General features: G+C 53.1%; 15 protein-coding genes and 5 tRNA genes. 5 read left to right on the forward strand and 15 right to left on the reverse strand.

Going from position 1 to position 17253, the window contains the following annotated elements; genetic code table 11:
* Positions 1 to 23 precede the first annotated feature (23 nt).
* The 5 genes from DFO56_RS19650 (at position 24) to emrB (ending at position 4562) form a co-directional block, all read left to right on the forward strand.
* Positions 24 to 770: an AzlC family ABC transporter permease gene (locus tag DFO56_RS19650; RefSeq protein WP_045511134.1), complete on the forward strand. Its 747-nt coding sequence runs from the start codon at positions 24 to 26 to the stop codon at positions 768 to 770.
* Positions 760 to 1095, forward strand: coding sequence for an L-valine transporter subunit YgaH (gene ygaH / locus DFO56_RS19655; RefSeq protein ID WP_020454910.1), 336 nt, complete (start codon positions 760 to 762; stop codon positions 1093 to 1095). The genes DFO56_RS19650 and ygaH overlap by 11 nt, the downstream gene beginning before the upstream one ends.
* A gap of 90 nt (positions 1096 to 1185) precedes the next feature.
* A complete protein-coding gene (mprA, locus tag DFO56_RS19660) occupies positions 1186 to 1716 on the forward strand; it encodes a transcriptional repressor MprA (RefSeq protein WP_020454911.1) in 531 nt (176 codons plus the stop codon).
* 50 nt (positions 1717 to 1766) lie between these two features.
* Positions 1767 to 3011: a multidrug efflux MFS transporter periplasmic adaptor subunit EmrA gene (gene emrA / locus DFO56_RS19665; protein WP_304465993.1), complete on the forward strand. Its 1245-nt coding sequence runs from the start codon at positions 1767 to 1769 to the stop codon at positions 3009 to 3011.
* 15 nt (positions 3012 to 3026) lie between these two features.
* Positions 3027 to 4562: a multidrug efflux MFS transporter permease subunit EmrB gene (gene emrB / locus DFO56_RS19670; protein ID WP_020454913.1), complete on the forward strand. Its 1536-nt coding sequence runs from the start codon at positions 3027 to 3029 to the stop codon at positions 4560 to 4562.
* A 51-nt stretch (positions 4563 to 4613) separates the two neighbouring features.
* Here the strand turns inward: emrB and DFO56_RS19675 are convergent, their stop codons facing one another.
* From DFO56_RS19675 to recA, 15 genes are all read right to left on the reverse strand, one after another.
* Positions 4614 to 7133, reverse strand: coding sequence for an FKBP-type peptidyl-prolyl cis-trans isomerase N-terminal domain-containing protein (locus DFO56_RS19675; RefSeq protein ID WP_233500418.1), 2520 nt, complete (start codon positions 7131 to 7133; stop codon positions 4614 to 4616).
* Positions 7130 to 7501, reverse strand: coding sequence for a hypothetical protein (locus tag DFO56_RS19680; RefSeq protein WP_233500419.1), 372 nt, complete (start codon positions 7499 to 7501; stop codon positions 7130 to 7132). Before DFO56_RS19680 ends, DFO56_RS19675 begins: the two co-directional genes overlap by 4 nt.
* Before the next feature lie 279 nt (positions 7502 to 7780).
* On the reverse strand, positions 7781 to 8296 hold the full coding sequence (gene luxS, locus DFO56_RS19685; protein WP_072051642.1) for an S-ribosylhomocysteine lyase: 516 nt from the start codon (positions 8294 to 8296) through the stop codon (positions 7781 to 7783).
* Positions 8297 to 8448: 152 nt separating this feature from the next.
* The gene (gshA, locus tag DFO56_RS19690; RefSeq protein ID WP_045510931.1) at positions 8449 to 9993 is read right to left on the reverse strand and encodes a glutamate--cysteine ligase; all 1545 of its coding nucleotides are present in this window, start codon (positions 9991 to 9993) and stop codon (positions 8449 to 8451) included.
* Between the two features lie 79 nt (positions 9994 to 10072).
* Positions 10073 to 10501, reverse strand: coding sequence for a YqaA family protein (locus DFO56_RS19695; protein WP_045510933.1), 429 nt, complete (start codon positions 10499 to 10501; stop codon positions 10073 to 10075).
* Positions 10498 to 11064 (reverse strand): fructose-1-phosphate/6-phosphogluconate phosphatase, encoded by a 567-nt coding sequence (yqaB, locus tag DFO56_RS19700; protein WP_020454919.1) that lies wholly within the window; start codon positions 11062 to 11064, stop codon positions 10498 to 10500. Before yqaB ends, DFO56_RS19695 begins: the two co-directional genes overlap by 4 nt.
* 265 nt (positions 11065 to 11329) lie before the next feature.
* Positions 11330 to 11406, reverse strand: a tRNA-Arg gene (locus DFO56_RS19705).
* A gap of 172 nt (positions 11407 to 11578) precedes the next feature.
* Positions 11579 to 11655: transfer RNA gene (locus DFO56_RS19710), tRNA-Arg, on the reverse strand.
* 63 nt (positions 11656 to 11718) lie between these two features.
* Positions 11719 to 11795 (reverse strand) — tRNA-Arg (locus DFO56_RS19715).
* Between the two features lie 62 nt (positions 11796 to 11857).
* A tRNA-Arg gene (locus DFO56_RS19720) sits at positions 11858 to 11934 on the reverse strand.
* A gap of 4 nt (positions 11935 to 11938) precedes the next feature.
* Positions 11939 to 12031 (reverse strand) — tRNA-Ser (locus tag DFO56_RS19725).
* A 338-nt stretch (positions 12032 to 12369) separates the two neighbouring features.
* Positions 12370 to 12555, reverse strand: coding sequence for a carbon storage regulator CsrA (gene csrA, locus DFO56_RS19730; protein ID WP_007370562.1), 186 nt, complete (start codon positions 12553 to 12555; stop codon positions 12370 to 12372).
* Between the two features lie 238 nt (positions 12556 to 12793).
* Entirely contained in the window at positions 12794 to 15424 is a 2631-nt protein-coding gene (alaS, locus tag DFO56_RS19735) for an alanine--tRNA ligase (protein WP_045510936.1), read from the reverse strand.
* A 129-nt stretch (positions 15425 to 15553) separates the two neighbouring features.
* The gene (gene recX, locus DFO56_RS19740; RefSeq protein WP_045510939.1) at positions 15554 to 16054 is read right to left on the reverse strand and encodes a recombination regulator RecX; all 501 of its coding nucleotides are present in this window, start codon (positions 16052 to 16054) and stop codon (positions 15554 to 15556) included.
* A gap of 68 nt (positions 16055 to 16122) precedes the next feature.
* Complete coding sequence (gene recA / locus DFO56_RS19745; protein ID WP_020454923.1) at positions 16123 to 17187, reverse strand: recombinase RecA; 1065 nt, start codon at positions 17185 to 17187, stop codon at positions 16123 to 16125.
* Between the last annotated feature and the right edge of the window lie 66 nt (positions 17188 to 17253).

A 17253-nucleotide genomic window follows, 5' to 3' on the forward strand; every position in this document is an offset into this window, starting at 1 on the left:
GATATATAACAAACATTATGGATATGGATAGTTCAGTAACCGCAACACAGAGCACGTCTGACCAGAGCGCGACATTTCTGGAGGGTATCAAAGACAGCCTTCCCATCGTTTTGAGTTACGTCCCCGTCGCGTTTGCCTTTGGCATGAATGCCACCAAACTCGGTTTTACCCCACTCGAAAGCGTTTTCTTCTCCTGCATTATTTATGCGGGTGCCAGCCAGTTCGTCATCACCACCATGCTTGCCGCGGGTAGCGCATTATGGGTTGCCGCGCTGACTGTGATGGCCATGGATGTTCGCCACGTGCTTTATGGCCCGTCGCTGCGCAGCCGTATTCTGCAACCGCTCAAAAACCGCAAAACGGCCGTCTGGGCTTTTGGCCTGACGGATGAGGTATTTGCCGCCGCCACCGCGAAGCTGGTGCGAGATAACCGTCGCTGGAGCGAAAACTGGATGATCGGCATCGCCTTATTTTCCTGGCTTTCATGGGTGGCGGGCACGGTGCTGGGTGCGTTTTCCGGCGACGGACTGCTCGATGGTTACCCGGCGGTGGAATCGGCGTTAGGGTTTATGTTGCCCGCGCTGTTTATGAGTTTCCTGCTGGCCTCGTTCCAGCGTCGCCAGATAAGTGCCGTGACGGCGGCGCTGCTCGGCGCACTGGCGGGCGTCACGCTGTTTTCCATTCCTGCCGCGATTCTGGCGGGGATTTTCGCCGGTTGCCTGGCCGCGCTGGTACAGGCGTTTTATCAAGGAGCATCGGATGCGCAATGAGGTGCTGCTGCTCGGCCTGCTGGTGGGCTGCGTCAATTTTTTATTCCGTTATCTGCCGTTGCGTATCCGCGCCGGACAGTCGCGCCCGGCGAAACGCGGCGTGAGCGGTGTGTTTTTGGACACCATCGGCATTGCGTCCATCTGCGCGCTGCTGGTGGTTTCCTGCGTGCCGGAAATCGCCGCCGACAGCCGCCGTTTGCTGCCGACACTTGCCGGTTTCGCGGTGCTCGGCGTGAGTTTCTGGAAAACACGCAGCATTATTCTCCCCACGCTACTGAGCGCTTTCGCGTACGGAATCGTCTGGAAACTCCTGGCAGATGCATAGATAAGGCAAATTTATTACTACAAATAATACATTTACTTTATTTGTCACTGTCGTTACTATATCGACTGCAATTAATGAGGTTATACCCAAATGGATAGTTCGTTTACGCCCATTGAACAAATGCTTAAGTTTCGCGCCAGCCGCTATGAAGATTTCCCGTTTCAGGAAATTCTGTTAACCCGCCTGTGTATGCATATGCAGGGCAAGTTGCTGGAAAACCGCAATAAGATGCTGAAAGCGCAGGGCATTAACGAGACATTGTTTATGGCGCTGATTACCCTGGAATCCCAGGAAAATCACAGTATTCAGCCTTCTGAGCTGAGTAGCGCGCTGGGATCATCCCGTACCAATGCGACACGCATCGCTGATGAGCTGGAAAAGCGCGGCTGGATTGAGCGTCGCGAAAGCGATAACGATCGTCGCTGTCTGCACCTGCAACTGACCGAGAAAGGTCACGAGTTCCTGCGCCAGGTTCTGCCCCCGCAGCATAACTGCCTGCATCAACTCTGGTCTTCGCTGAGCGTTGGCGAGAAAGATCAGCTTGAGCATATCACCCGAAAACTCCTGACGCGTCTCGACCAGATGGAAGAGGACGACGTCATTCTCGAGGCGTTACGCTAACGCGATAAGACGCTCGAATATCCAGGATATAAGAATACTGAAAAGCCAGTATCTACTGGCTTTTTTGGCAAAAACAGGCCGGCGTTTGCCGGGATGAAAATAAGAAGATCGTGGAGAAAAGCATGAGCGCAAATGCGGAGAGTCAAACCCCGCAGCAACCGGTCAAAAAGAAAGGCAAACGTAAAAACGCCCTTCTTCTGCTGACCTTGCTCTTTATTGTTATTGCCGTGGCATACGGGATTTATTGGTTTTTGGTACTGCGTCACTTCGAGGAGACCGATGACGCGTACGTGGCAGGGAACCAGGTACAAATCATGGCGCAGGTGTCCGGCAGCGTGACGAAAGTCTGGGCCGATAACACTGATTTCGTAAAACAGGGCGATGTGCTGGTAACGCTGGACGCAACTGACGCGCAGCAGGCGTTTGAAAAAGCACAAACCGCGCTGGCAAGCAGCGTTCGCCAGACACGCCAGTCAATCATCAACAGCAAACAGTTGCAGGCGAGCATTGAGCTGAAAAAAACCGCCCTCGCCCAGGCGCAGAGCGATTTTAACCGCCGCGTGCCGCTTGGCAGTGCCAACCTGATTGGCCGTGAAGAACTGCAACACGCCCGTGATGCCGTGGCCAGCGCGCAAGCAGAGCTGGATGTCGCCATTCAGCAGTACAACGCTAACCAGGCCATCGTGCTTGATACCCGTCTGGAAGATCAACCGGCGGTAAAACAAGCTGCGACCGAAGTTCGCAATAGCTGGCTGGCGCTGCAACGAACTAAAATCGTCAGCCCAATCACCGGCTACGTTTCCCGCCGCGCCGTGCAGCCTGGCGCACAGATCACAACGTCCACCGCGCTGATGGCTGTCGTTCCGGCCAGTAATCTGTGGGTGGATGCGAACTTTAAAGAGACGCAGCTTGCGCATATGCGTATTGGTCAGAGCGCGACTATCGTCAGCGACATTTACGGCGATGAAGTGAAGTACACCGGTAAAGTGGTTGGCCTGGATATGGGCACCGGCAGTGCGTTCTCGCTGCTGCCTGCGCAAAACGCCACCGGTAACTGGATCAAAGTGGTTCAGCGTCTGCCGGTACGTATTGAGCTGGATGCAAAACAACTCGCCGACCATCCGCTGCGTATTGGTCTGTCCACGCTGGTGAAAGTGGATACCGCCGATCGTGAAGGTCAGGTGCTGGCAAGCCAGGTGCGCACCAGCCCGGCCTATGAAAGCAACGCCCGGGAAATCAGCCTTGAGCCGGTCAACACCTTGATCGAAAACATCGTGAAAGCCAACGCCGGTTAATCTGAGGTGAGTGCAATGCAACAGAAACCGCTGGAAGGCGCGCAGCTGGTCATTATGACCATTGCGTTGTCGCTTGCGACCTTCATGCAGGTGCTGGACTCGACCATCGCTAACGTTGCTATTCCGACTATTGCCGGTAACCTTGGCTCCTCGCTGAGCCAGGGTACCTGGGTGATCACCTCATTCGGGGTGGCAAACGCCATCTCGATTCCGATCACCGGCTGGCTGGCGAAACGCGTTGGGGAAGTGAAGCTGTTTCTCTGGTCTACCGTCGCCTTCGCAATTGCCTCCTGGGCGTGCGGCGTCTCCAGCAGTCTGGGAATGCTTATCTTCTTTCGCGTGATCCAGGGGATTGTCGCCGGGCCGCTGATCCCACTGTCACAGAGTTTGTTGCTCAGCAACTATCCGCCTGCCAAGCGCTCTATCGCGCTGGCGCTGTGGTCAATGACGGTGATCGTCGCGCCGATTTGCGGGCCGATCCTCGGCGGCTATATCAGCGATAACTACCACTGGGGCTGGATCTTCTTTATCAACGTACCGATCGGTGCGCTGGTGGTGTTGCTGACGCTGCAAAGCCTGCGTGGGCGCGAAACGCGTACCGAGCAGCGGCGCATTGATGGCGTAGGGCTGGCGTTGCTGATCGTCGGTATCGGTAGCCTGCAGGTGATGCTCGACCAGGGTAAAGAGCTCGACTGGTTTAACTCGACGGAGATCATCGTGCTGACGATTGTCGCCGTGGTGTCGATAAGTTTCCTGGTGGTGTGGGAGTTAACCGACGATAACCCGATAGTCGATCTGTCGCTGTTTAAGTCACGCAACTTTACCATCGGCTGCTTGTGTATCAGCCTTGCCTATATGCTCTATTTCGGCGCGATTGTGTTGTTACCACAGTTGTTGCAGGAAGTGTATGGCTACACCGCGACCTGGGCGGGGCTGGCTTCTGCGCCGGTTGGCGTGATCCCGGTGCTGTTGTCGCCGATTATTGGCCGCTTCGCGCATAAGCTGGATATGCGCCGTCTGGTGACGTTCAGCTTTATTATGTATGCGGTGTGCTTCTACTGGCGTGCGTATACCTTCGAGCCGGGCATGGATTTCGGCGCTTCGGCGTGGCCTCAGTTCATTCAGGGTTTCGCGGTGGCGTGCTTCTTTATGCCGCTGACGACCATCACCCTTTCCGGTTTGCCACCAGAGCGACTGGCGGCGGCGTCGAGCCTGTCGAACTTCGCGCGTACGCTGGCGGGCTCGATCGGAACCTCGATCACCACGACGCTGTGGACAAACCGGGAATCGATGCATCATGCGCAGCTTACAGAGTCGGTCAATCCGTACAATCCGAACTCGCAGGAAATCTATAACCAGCTGCAGGGAATGGGCATGTCGCAGCAACAGGCTTCCGGCTGGATAGCGCAGCAGATAACCAACCAGGGGCTGATTATCTCCGCCAATGAGATTTTCTGGTTCTCTGCGGGGGTGTTCCTGATCTTGCTGGGGCTGGTGTGGTTTGCCAAACCGCCATTTGGTGCGGGCGGCGGCGGCGGTGGCGCACATTAACCTGAAAAGCAAATCGCCTCCTGATGGAGGCGATTTTTTTAATGGCTTGTTTTACTTCTCAATGCCGAGAACTTCCAGCGTCATCACGGAAGTCACGCCGGGCGGTACAGCGCCCGGTATACCTTCCTCGCCGTAAGCCAGCTCGGTGGGAACATAAATCTTCACTCTGCCACCCACGACCAGTTTTTTTACACCAGCACGCATCACCATCGGCAGCTCGCTCACGCGCGCGGTGTTGACTTCATTCTGGGCGAGAACCTGCCCGGAGCTGACCTTTTCATCCACTTTGAAACGAATGACATCGGTATCGCCAATAGCGGCACCCGGCCCACGTTTTTCAACCAAATAGACCACGCCGTTATCCGCCCGCACCGCGCCCTTTAGCTTCGCCGCATCGGCCAGCAACTGCTGTCCTTGCTTCTTGTTACGGGTTATTTCGCGTTGCCGCGCATCGTCTACCTGCTTGTTGAGCGTACTGAGGATCTTTTCCAGCTCTGCATTCTGCATTTGCAGAGTGTTAGCGAATTTATCCTGCAAGCCCTGCAAAAAAGCCGTCGGCATAAATTTCTGCCCGATATCTTTGAGCACCTCGCTCTCAAGCTGGACTTTTGCCGCAAACCAGACACCCCAGGCATAGTTAACGCGGGCGTGTTCTGATTTGTTCGCCGCCAGTGAGAAGGCTGGCGAAGCCGCTTTCGTTGCTGCAGTTTTTGCTACGGCTGGCGTAGCCTGTGCCGCTGCGAGCTGCTGCTCCACTTGCGCTTTCTGCTCGCTACTCTGCTTCAGCTTCGCTTCCAGCTCGGCGAGTTGCTGCTGCGCCAGCGTATTCTCTTCACTGCTCTGCTTCAGCTTCGCTTCCAGCTCGGCGAGCTGTGCGCTCTGCCCGGTAGTTTGCTTTGTAGCGTCAGCCAGTTGTGCATCTGCTGCTTCGCGCGTTTTATTCACCTCAGCGAGCTGTTTTTCCAGCTCTGCCGTTTTCGCCATCGCCAGCTGGCGTTTCTCCTCAGATTCAGCAGCCTGGTCTTTCACTTCCGCCAGCTGTTGCTGCGCCAGCGCATTCTCTTCACTGCGCTGCTTCAGCTTCGCTTCCAGTTCGGCGAGTTGCGCACTCTGCCCGGTAGTTTGCTTTGTCGCCTCCGCCAGTTGCGCATCTGCCGTTTCGCGCGTTTTATTCGCCTCAGCGAGCTGTTTTTCCAGCTCTGCCGTTTTCGCCGTCGCCAGCCGATGTTTCTCCTCAGATGCAGCAGCCTGCTCTTTCGCCTCCGCCAGCTGCTGCTGCGCCAGCGCATTCTCTTCACTGCGCTGCTTCAGCTTCGCTTCCAGCTCGGCGAGCTGTGCGCTCTGCCCGCTAGTTTGCTTTGTCACGTCAGCCAGCTGCGCATCTGCCGTTTCGCGCGTTTTATTCGCCTCAGCGAGCTGTTTTTCCAGCTCCACCGTTTTCGCCGTTGCCAGCTGGCGTTTCTCCTCAGATGCAGCAGCCTGCTTTTTCGCCTCCGCCAGCTGCTGCTGCGCCAGCGCATTCTCTTCACTGTGCTGCTTCAGCTTCGCTTCCAGATCGGCGAGCTGTGCGCTCTGCCCGCTAGTTTGCTTTGTCACGTCAGCCAGCTGCGCATCTGCCGTTTCGCGCGTTTTAATCGCCTCAGCGAGCTGTTTTTCCAGCTCCGCCGTTTTCGCCGTCGCCAGCTGGCGTTTCTCCTCAGATGCCGCGCTCTGTTCTTTCGCTTCCGCCAGCTGCTGCTGCGCCAGCGCATTCTCTTCACTGCGCTGCTTCAGCTTCGCTTCCAGCTCGGCGAGCTGCGCACTCTGCCCGGTAGTTTGCTTTGTCGCCTCAGCCAGTTGCGCATCTGCTGCTTCGCGCGTTTTATTCGCCTCAGCGAGCTGTTTTTCCAGATCTGCCGTTTTCGCCGTCGCCAGCTGACGTTTCTCCTCAGACGCAGCGGCCTGCTTTTTCGCCTCCGCCAGCTGCTGCTGTAGCACTTTGTTATCGTTGCTCATCGACTGGAGTTGTTCGGCGTCCTGGGGACGCGGCGTTGCCTGAACCGTATTTAACTGCTGTTTCGCTTGCGCTTTCTCTTCACTACTTTGCTTTAGCGCCTCCTCAAGCTTCTCAATACGGGATGCCTGCATACTCATCTTTTTCATGGCGGCATCAAGCTGGCTGTTTAATGCGTCACCGGATTTATTTGCCTGCGCCAGTTGTTGGCTAAGTGCCTGTAACTGCTGGCGCTGTTTATCATCTTCACCAGACGCCTCCCCGGGTTTTACGATCGCGGCGGCCTGCTTTTTCCGTAGCGTTTTGATTTCATGCTGTAGCGCGGCAAGCTGGTCCTTAAGCTGCTTGATGTGTTGTTCACTCAAATCGGGTGTTGGCGCTGGCAGTTTCACAGGGGCCAGAGGTGACGGGACAACAACCTCCCCTGCGGCGCCCCGATCCACCGTAAACGGTGAGTTCGGTTCGGCCGATATGATATGTTCTTTGTTCAGGCGTTCGAGTAATAAATCGGGCTCAGCATAGACGGAAAGAGAGAAAACCGATAACAGTACAGCAGAGGAGTGGCGTAGTTTTATCATAACTGTTTCAGCGTATTTGCTCGGCTGGACATATTCGCGAATACCGCGCTGCGCACGCGAGAACAAACAACTTCCACCTTGTTATCAATTTCCGTTTTCATTATTTCAGCGGCGTTCTTATCAATTATTGGCTGATTTTTCTTATAGACTTCGTAGCTATTATTAATCGTCTTAAATTGCTGGGTGTAGATTTGAAATGCCGATTTATCCAAACCTTTTAATGCGGTAAGCCATTCGTAGCACTGCTGCGCCTGCTGCTTCTGCGGGGAGTCTTTCACCACCGAAGGCACTGTTGATTTAACACATCCCGTTAATGCAAAAGGTAACAAAAGGGAGACACATAAGAGGTAAAGTTGTGAGCGTCGCATAATATCCTCATCACTCAGACATATTCTTTCACTGAAATTCATTCAGTTAATAGATAAATTAAACATGAAATATCGGTCAAATAACAACGAGGATGAAAACTATCACGACAGCATTTAAATAACAATAAGAAGTCCCATACCCACAAAGGATATTGTTCAGGCATCATTTATCTTTATATATATATAGATAAATAATATTTTTAATGAATAAATAATATTGAAAGGCGTTTGAGTAAAAATAATAATGCCGCCTTCCGGGCAGAAAGGCGGCATGGGAAACTAGATATGCAGTTCCTGCAATTTTTCTTTCGGCAGGGCGAGTTCTTCGTTGCTGTTAACGCGAACATCGCGATCGAGAATGTGACGCGCGATTTCTTGCGCTTCTTCCAGAGAGTGCATCTGGTATGTCCCGCACTGATAGATATTCAGTTCCGGGATCTGGTTTTGATCTTTTACTTTCAGGACATCTGCCATCGCCGCTTTCCAGGCATCGGCGACGCGCTGCTCGTCCGGCGTACCGATCAGGCTCATGTAAAAACCGGTGCGGCAACCCATCGGAGAGATGTCGATGATCTCAACGCCGTTGCCGTTGAGGTGGTTACGCATAAAACCGGCGAACAGATGCTCCAGCGTATGGATACCTTTTTCCGGCATTACTTCTTTGTTCGGTACGCAGAAACGCAGGTCGAATACGGTAATGGTGTCGCCGTGCGGCGTGTCCATAGTCTTGGCAACACGGACTGCTGGCGCTTCCATACGGGTATGATCGACAGTGAAGCTATCCAATAATGGCATTTAGTCACCTCCGACAGTGATTTTTTAAAAATAAAATGAACTCTTTTTTCCCGTGCGAGTCTGAGTATATGAAAGACGCGCATTTGTTATCATCATCCCTGATCTTCAGAGATGAAATTTTGGCCACAGAGATGTGGCCTTTTTCTTTTGTATCAAGCGTGGCGCGCGAGTAACGCCTCGAATGACTCCGAATCTCCGGCTTCAACCTCTGCCTGACGCACCAGCGACGCTTTGCACTCGGCGATAAAATCTTCCTCAAGCAAAATTTCCAGTGGCTCTTCACGCAGCTGCGAACGATACTGATCCCCCAGGGCTTTCCCCGTGCCGCCAATACCATTATCAATCATCGAGCGCAGAATGCGCGCAGAGAATGTCAATTCTGGATCGTCGAAGCTGGCAACCAACTGGTCGCACACTTTTTCGTACTCTTCGCCACCGTACACGCCATCCAGCGTCTGCGCTACTCGTTTCAGATCGCTAAACAGATCCTTACCGACCTGAGCGAGCGGGAACTGTGCGGTTTCGCAGCCCATTCCGAGCGTCAAACCGGGTTTACGCCCCTCAAGAATCACGCGATTCCAGTTAGTACGGGTGCACAGTAATTCATCGCTGCTCATTTCCGGCGCATCAGCCAGCGCGCACCAGACCATAAACAGATCGAGGAAGCGCACCTGCTGCTCATCAACGCCAATGGCGGTGAACGGATTGATATCCAGAGAACGAACTTCGATGTACTCAATGCCGCCGCGCAGCAACGCATCCGATGGTGTTTCGCCACTACGGGTCACACGTTTCGGGCGAATGGGCGCATACAGCTCGTTTTCAATCTGCAGAATATTGGTGTTGATCTGTAAGTATTTACCATCTTTTTTCAGACCAATTTTGGCGTATTCCTCAGAAGGCGTTTTAATTGCGCGCTTCAACGCCACCACATAGTCGTGCAGGTTATTGAAGGTAATACCAAGATTACTTTGCGATTTATTGGTGTATCCAAGGTCGCTCAGGCGTAATGAGGTCGCATACGGCAAGTAGTACATACCGGTAGACGTTTTCTCAAACGGCAGCGTTGTCGGTTTCCCTTGCAGGAACGACGAGCAAATTGCTGGCGAAGCGCCAAACAGATACGGGATCACCCAGCCGAACCGATAGTAATTGCGGATGAGGCGGAAATACCCTTCCGATACCGATTCTTTATCCGTACTGCCACTTTTCGCTTCCCAGAAAGCCATTGGCAGCGAGAAATTGTAATGTACGCCGGAAATGGTTTGCATCAGCGCGCCATAGCGATTTTTCAGCCCTTCGCGGTAGAGCGTTTTCAGGCGACCAATATTGGACGTGCCGTACTGCGCCAGCTCAATATCCTGACCATCTTTGATATAACACGGCATGCTCAACGGCCACATGCGTTCATCGCCAATCTGGCGTGCAGTGTAGCGATGAATGTCGCGCATGATAGTCAGCATATGATCGATATCGCCATCTACCGGAGTGATAAATTCCAGCAGTGCTTCAGCAAAATCGGTAGTGATCCATTTATGGGTCAGTGCTGAGCCAAGCGCAGCCGCATGACCCGTAGTTGCCAGAGAGCCATCCGCATTTACGCGCAGCGTTTCACGCTCAAGCCCGCGTTGTATCCCCTTCAGAGCTTGAGGATGTTTTTCCAGCCAGGACAGCGCCTGTGATACGTCCGGGATCAAATTGACCTCCCGCCTGTCATAATCATTTATTAAGCATAATTGTAATGGTTGACGATTAAAGGTCACTCACTCAGTCCAATTAGTGCCACCACGTCATACCCTGCAGCGTTACAAAGGCAATCGCCAGATAGCGCAACGCTTTGCCAAGGCATAAAAAAATTACTACTGGCCCCCACGACAAGCGCATCCATCCTGCCAGCAGGCACAGCAAGTCGCCTATAACAGGCACCCAGCTTAACAACAGCGCTGCCGCGCCGTATCGTTTAAGCCATTCAGTCGCTTTTTCCTGCCAGCGCGATGTTTTACGCTGCGGGAAGAAACGCCCAAGAATAACGTTAGTCAGCCCTCCAAGGCTATTACCCATTGTTGCTATTACAACAAGAAGCCAGGGCTGGCTAACGTGAGAAATGAGCATGGCAACCAGCACAACCTCAGAATTGCCAGGCAACAGCGTGGCGCTGAGAAAACTGCTGGAAAACAGTGACAACAGCGACAGTGTGTCACTCACAATAAGCGAACGTCCACGACGTCCATACCGGCTGCACGCGCCGCCTGAAGCCCGAAATCCGCATCTTCGAAAACGATGCATTGCGTCGGTTCCACCCCCATGCTTTGTGCACAAAGCAGAAAAGTATCGGGCGCGGGTTTGTGATGTTTAACATGATCGGCTGCGATAACGGCGTCAAAGTAACCCCGCAGCCCAAGATGTGCCAGCAGCGCCTCCGCAATCGCGCTTTCACTGCCCGTTCCTACAGACATCGGACGGCGACCATGCCACGCTTTCACGACCTCGATAAGCGGCAATGGGCGAACAGAGTCCAGCAACATCGCTTTTACCATCGCCGTTTTTTCCTGAGCCAACAGATGCGGATCAAGATCGCCCTGGTTGGCTTCAATAATGGATTGTGCGATACGCCAGGTTGGAGCGCCGTTAAGCCCAATCATTGCCTGTTCGTCAAAACGCATCCCATAACGCCCGAGCACTTCATGCCAGGCTTTACGGTGAGTTGGCTCTGTATCAAGAATAGTGCCATCCATATCGAAAATCAGACCAGCGTAACGTTCGTACATCATGTTCTCACAAAGCGGATAACAAACAGTTACTTTAACGTAAACAGTGATTTTTGTCGCTGCCAGCGAGTGAGAAGCATAGTGTTACGCATGATTTTGGCGGGATAACCGGTAAGACAAAGTTTTGTATTTTACTAAAGTGATGTGGTCAGGAGAATGGCTTTGCTTAGCTTGCAGGGTATTGCCAGAACAGCGTTATTCTTGCTGGTATCAGCAAAAGATGCTCTAAACCTGAGGGAATAAATCGACGGGGTATTACAGAAGATGGTGCATCCGGGAGGATTCGAACCTCCGACCGCTCGGTTCGTAGCCGAGTACTCTATCCAGCTGAGCTACGGATGCATCGGGAAATGTTTTTACGCTACAGATTCAGACCTTCATGACCAAACAAATCCGGAAAAATGACCCGGCGTTGCCTCGACTTCAGACCGTTTCTGAAACAGCGCAATTCTTTCTGATTCCGGCAGTAATTTCGCCAGACTGAAAGAATAAACAGGTTTGTGTATCAAGAAGATGGTGCATCCGGGAGGATTCGAACCTCCGACCGCTCGGTTCGTAGCCGAGTACTCTATCCAGCTGAGCTACGGATGCATCGGGAAATGCTATTTACAACACAGATTCATATCTGCATAACATCGGCGTACTGAGCAAGAATGGTGCATCCGGGAGGATTCGAACCTCCGACCGCTCGGTTCGTAGCCGAGTACTCTATCCAGCTGAGCTACGGATGCATCGGGAAACTTACTTTACAACGCTGATTCAGTGCTGCGTTACCTCGCCACACTGAGCAAGATGGTGCATCCGGGAGGATTCGAACCTCCGACCGCTCGGTTCGTAGCCGAGTACTCTATCCAGCTGAGCTACGGATGCAAAATGGCGGTGAGGCGGGGATTCGAACCCCGGATGCAGCTTTTGACCGCATACTCCCTTAGCAGGGGAGCGCCTTCAGCCTCTCGGCCACCTCACCACACGCGCCTCTTTCGAGTGCTTCGAAGAACTTGTTAAGGGCTCATCGTCGCTGCGTGGCGCACATATTACTTTCTGGGACTTATAAGTCAAACACTTTTTCCAGCCCCTGAATCGTTTGCACACTTCGCAGGCAATTAGCCTGCAAAAAGGCCAAAAAGGATGTTTTATCAGCAGAAATTCTGCCGTTTCGCTGTAAAAAAATGGCAAAGACATTCCATCTCAACAGGCGGGTAACAGGGAAAAACAACGAGTATGAAATAAAAAGGAAACGTATTGAGGGGAAAATCAGAGGAGGAGTTGCGTCTCGCCGGAAAACAGCGAGACGCGATAATGGCATCAGTAGTTCGACTGCTGTGATTTTTCAGCCTGGATACGCTGGTAGATCTCTTCACGGTGAACGGAAACTTCTTTAGGGGCGTTAACGCCGATACGAACCTGGTTACCCTTAACCCCTAATACAGTCACAGTGACCTCATCCCCAATCATGAGGGTTTCACCAACTCGACGAGTCAGAATCAGCATTCTTTGCTCCTTGAAAGATTAAAAGAGTCGGGTCTCTCTGTATCCCGGCATTATCCATCATATAACGCCAAAAAGTAAGCGATGACAAACACCTAAGTGTAAGCAGTCACGGCATTACATTCTGTTAAACCTAAGTTTAGCCGATATACAAGACTTCAACCTGACTTTATCGTTATCAATAGCGTAGTGGCAACAACGCCATAACCGCAAGGTTATGGCGTCTGCTTTCGCTTTGTAATTATGACAGTTTAGCGCTTACCCAGTCTTTTACACTGGCGAGAGCGGCAGGCAGTGCGGCTGCGTCTGTACCGCCGGCTTGCGCCATATCCGGACGTCCGCCACCTTTACCCCCGACCTGCTGGGCAACCATACCAATCAATTCCCCTGCTTTCACACGGTCGGTCACATCCTTCGACACACCCGCAATCAGGGAAACTTTTCCTTCCGCCACGGTGGCAAGCACAATCACTGAAGCACCCAGTTGGTTTTTCAGATCGTCCACCATGGTACGCAGCATCTTCGGCTCGACGCCAGCCAGTTCGCTAACCAGCAGTTTTACGCCGTTAAGATCGATAGCTTTACCGGACAGGCTAGCGCTCTCCTGCGCTGCCGCCTGCTCTTTAAGCTGCTGCAACTCTTTTTCCAGCTGGCGAGTACGTTCGATAACAGTACGCACTTTATCGCCAAGGTTCTGGCTGTCGCCCTTCAACAACTGCGCAACATCATGCAATTGGTCACTCTGCGCATGCAGGCTGGCAATCGCGCCTTCACCGGTAACGGCCTCGATACGACGCACACCTGCCGCTGTGCCGGATTCAGACACAATGCGGAACAGACCAATATCACCGGTGCGGGAAGCATGTGTGCCGCCGCAGAGTTCAGTCGAGAAATCACCCATGCGCAGCACGCGCACGCGGTCTTCGTATTTCTCGCCAAACAGCGCCATTGCACCATTCGCTTTTGCCGTTTCCAGATCCATGATGTTGGTTTCGATTGGCAGGTTACGGCGAATTTGCGCGTTCACCAGATCTTCTACCGCACGGATTTCCGATGGCTTCATGGCTTCAAAATGGGAGAAGTCAAAGCGCAACGCTTTGTCATTGACCAGAGAGCCTTTCTGCGCAACGTGCGTACCGAGCACATCGCGCAGCGCGGCATGCATCAGGTGTGTGGCAGAGTGGTTCAGACGAATACGCGCACGGCGCGCTTCATCGACTTCCGCTTTCACACCGTCGCCCACTTTCAGCGAACCGCTACTCAACTTGCCGAGATGACCAATCGCCTGGCCGTATTTCTGCGTATCCTGTACGGCAAAGGCAAAGCCATTACCTTTCAGTTCGCCTTTGTCGCCCACTTGGCCGCCAGACTCGGCGTAGAACGGCGTTTCATCAAGAACAACAACCGCTTCCTGACCTGCGGCGATCGCGTTAACCGGCTTACCATCGACAAACAGCGCAGTCACTTTGCCGTTCAGTTCCAGATGGTCATAGCCTTTAAATTCCGAAGCGCCATCAACGCGGATCATCGCGTTGTAATCTGCACCGAAACCGCTGGATTCGCGCGCGCGGCGGCGTTGCTCTTCCATCGCGGCTTCAAAACCTGCTTCGTCAACTTTCAGATTACGTTCACGGCAGACATCGGCGGTTAAATCCACCGGGAAGCCATACGTATCGTACAAGCGGAAAGCGGTCTCGCCGTCCAGCGTGTCACCTTTCAGTTTTGCCAGCTCTTCGTCCAGCAGCGCCAGGCCACGCTCCAGCGTACGCGCAAATTGTTCTTCTTCGGTTTTCAGAACCTGCTCAACCTGCGCCTGCTGGCGTTGCAGATCTTCACCGGCGGAACCCATCACCTCAATCAACGGGCCTACCAGTTTATAGAAGAAGGTGTCCTTCGCGCCCAGCATGTTGCCATGACGAATCGCACGACGAATGATACGACGCAGCACATAGCCACGGTTTTCGTTCGACGGAATGACGCCATCGGCGATCAGGAAGGCACAAGAACGAATGTGGTCGGCAATAACACGCAGCGACTTATTGCTCAAATCTGTCGCGCCGGTCACATTTGCCACCGCCTGAATCAGCCTGGTGAACAGGTCGATTTCGTAGTTGGAATTCACATGTTGCAGCACCGCGGCAACACGCTCCAGGCCCATACCGGTATCCACGGATGGCTTCGGCAGCGGTTCCATAGTGCCATCGGCCTGGCGGTTGAACTGCATAAAGACGATGTTCCAGATTTCGATATAGCGGTCGCCGTCTTCTTCCGGGCTGCCCGGAGGGCCACCCCAGATGTGGTCGCCGTGATCGTAGAAAATCTCGGTGCACGGGCCGCATGGACCGGTATCGCCCATCTGCCAGAAGTTGTCAGAAGCGTAAGCGGCGCCTTTGTTATCGCCGATGCGGATAATGCGCTCGCGCGGCACGCCCACTTCTTTTTCCCAGATTTCGTACGCTTCGTCGTCCGTTTCGTATACCGTCACCCACAGACGCTCTTTCGGCAGGTTGAACCAGTTCTCACCGGTCAGCAGTTCCCATGCGTACTGAATAGCATCATGTTTGAAGTAGTCGCCGAAGCTAAAGTTGCCCAGCATTTCAAAGAATGTGTGATGGCGTGCGGTGTAACCGACGTTTTCCAGGTCGTTGTGTTTACCACCAGCACGAACGCAACGCTGTGCTGTGGTAGCGCGGGAATAATTACGTTTGTCGAGCCCAAGGAATACATCCTTGAACTGGTTCATCCCGGCGTTAGTAAACAGCAGAGTCGGGTCGTTATTCGGTACCAGGGAGCTGCTGGCAACTACCTGATGTCCCTTACTATGGAAAAAATCGAGAAACGCCTGACGGATCTCAGCGGTGCTCTTGCTCATAATTATCCTGAAATCAAGCTAACGAAATGTGGTAACCGGCCGTTGCCATACATGGAAAACGCGCCAGCTACTGGAAAAAGTGGGAATAAGATAAGTTTTCTTTACTGCGAAGTAAAATCCCGTATGCGCTCAGTCGGCAAAATTTCGCCATATTTCCTGAATATCTTCCTGCATAAAGCCGCGATAGAGCAAAAAACGCTGCACTTTTACTTTCGCCGCATATTCAGTCGGTAGCGGTTCGCCATATTTGCGCTGCGCCTGCGCCCGGGCACTCTCCACCCAGTCGATATCGCATTCGCGTAGCGCGCTTTCGCTGTCTTCTCGCGAAATCCCTTTTTGATTTAACTCCTGCCGAATGCGTGCCGGACCATAACCTTTGCGCGCACGACTGGCGATAAACTGGCGCACAAAGCGCATATCATCAAGAAAGTTATGCTCCAGACACCATGCCACGACCTCTTCGACCTCTTCCGGCGTGATATCCAGTTCTTCCGGGCCGTTTTTACTTATTACTGGCGCGGTTAATTTGCGGCGAAACTCTTTTTCGCTGTGATCGCGCATCGCCAGAATCCGCATCGCCCGGTCACGCAGGCGGGAAACGGCGGAGCGTCGGGAAGGGTTCTCGGACATGGCTTGATCCTGTGTTCGTAGAAAAGCAAAAGGGCTGCATCAGCAGCCCTTGATTACCATTCAAATTATCAGAAATCTTCGTTGGTTTCTTCAACGTCTTCGTCATTGCCATCGGCAGTGAATTCAGCGGAAGAACTCTGATTGCTGAGCAGAATTTCGCGCAGCTTTTTCTCGATCTCTTTTGCTGCCGCCGGGTTTTCTTTCAGCCAGGTTGTTGCGTTCGCTTTACCCTGACCAATTTTGTCACCGTTGTAGCTATACCAGGCGCCGGCTTTCTCAATCAGCTTCTCTTTCACGCCAAGATCGACCAGCTCGCCGTAGAAGTTGATGCCCTCGCCATAGAGGATCTGGAATTCAGCCTGCTTAAACGGCGCAGCGATTTTGTTTTTCACCACTTTAACGCGGGTTTCGCTGCCGACCACGTTATCACCCTCTTTCACCGCACCGATACGGCGAATATCCAGACGCACAGAGGCGTAGAATTTCAGCGCGTTACCGCCGGTGGTGGTTTCCGGGTTACCGAACATTACGCCAATTTTCATACGGATCTGGTTGATGAAGATCAGCAGCGTATTGGACTGTTTCAGGTTACCAGCCAGTTTACGCATCGCCTGGCTCATCATACGTGCCGCAAGGCCCATGTGAGAGTCACCGATTTCGCCTTCAATTTCCGCTTTCGGCGTCAACGCTGCAACGGAGTCGACCACCAGCACGTCAACCGCACCGGAGCGCGCCAGCGCGTCACAGATTTCCAGCGCCTGCTCACCGGTATCCGGCTGAGAGCAGAGCAGATTGTCGATATCAACGCCCAGTTTGCGAGCGTAAACCGGATCCAGCGCGTGTTCAGCATCGATAAACGCACAGGTTTTACCTTCGCGCTGTGCTGCGGCAATGACCTGCAAGGTCAGCGTCGTTTTACCTGAAGATTCAGGCCCGTAAATTTCGACGATACGCCCCATCGGCAAACCGCCAGCGCCCAGCGCGATATCCAGCGAGAGCGAACCGGTAGAGATGGTTTCCACATCCATGGAACGGTCTTCACCCAGACGCATGATGGAGCCTTTACCGAATTGCTTTTCGATCTGACCCAGTGCGGCTGCAAGCGCCTTTTGTTTGTTTTCGTCGATAGCCATGATTACTCCTTCATGCAGAGTGAAGCGCGTTACGCTCCGCGGTGAATTACTGTTCTGTTGTCGCAA

The organism is Kosakonia sp. AG348, from assembly GCF_003337365.1.
GTDB lineage: Bacteria > Pseudomonadota > Gammaproteobacteria > Enterobacterales > Enterobacteriaceae > Kosakonia.

Bases quoted from the DNA above. Each gene is read 5' to 3' on its own strand.
- recA (WP_020454923.1), bottom strand. From the start codon at position 17,187: ATGGCTATCGACGAAAACAAACAAAAGGCGCTTGCAGCCGCACTGGGT.
- ygaH (WP_020454910.1), top strand. From the start codon at position 760: ATGCGCAATGAGGTGCTGCTGCTCGGCCTGCTGGTGGGCTGCGTCAAT.
- csrA (WP_007370562.1), bottom strand. From the start codon at position 12,555: ATGCTGATTCTGACTCGTCGAGTTGGTGAAACCCTCATGATTGGGGAT.
- mprA (WP_020454911.1), top strand. From the start codon at position 1,186: ATGGATAGTTCGTTTACGCCCATTGAACAAATGCTTAAGTTTCGCGCC.
- luxS (WP_072051642.1), bottom strand. From the start codon at position 8,296: ATGCCATTATTGGATAGCTTCACTGTCGATCATACCCGTATGGAAGCG.
- emrB (WP_020454913.1), top strand. From the start codon at position 3,027: ATGCAACAGAAACCGCTGGAAGGCGCGCAGCTGGTCATTATGACCATT.
- DFO56_RS19675 (WP_233500418.1), bottom strand. From the start codon at position 7,133: ATGATAAAACTACGCCACTCCTCTGCTGTACTGTTATCGGTTTTCTCT.
- yqaB (WP_020454919.1), bottom strand. From the start codon at position 11,064: ATGTACGAACGTTACGCTGGTCTGATTTTCGATATGGATGGCACTATT.
- recX (WP_045510939.1), bottom strand. From the start codon at position 16,054: ATGTCCGAGAACCCTTCCCGACGCTCCGCCGTTTCCCGCCTGCGTGAC.
- DFO56_RS19680 (WP_233500419.1), bottom strand. From the start codon at position 7,501: ATGCGACGCTCACAACTTTACCTCTTATGTGTCTCCCTTTTGTTACCT.
- alaS (WP_045510936.1), bottom strand. From the start codon at position 15,424: ATGAGCAAGAGCACCGCTGAGATCCGTCAGGCGTTTCTCGATTTTTTC.
- DFO56_RS19650 (WP_045511134.1), top strand. From the start codon at position 24: ATGGATAGTTCAGTAACCGCAACACAGAGCACGTCTGACCAGAGCGCG.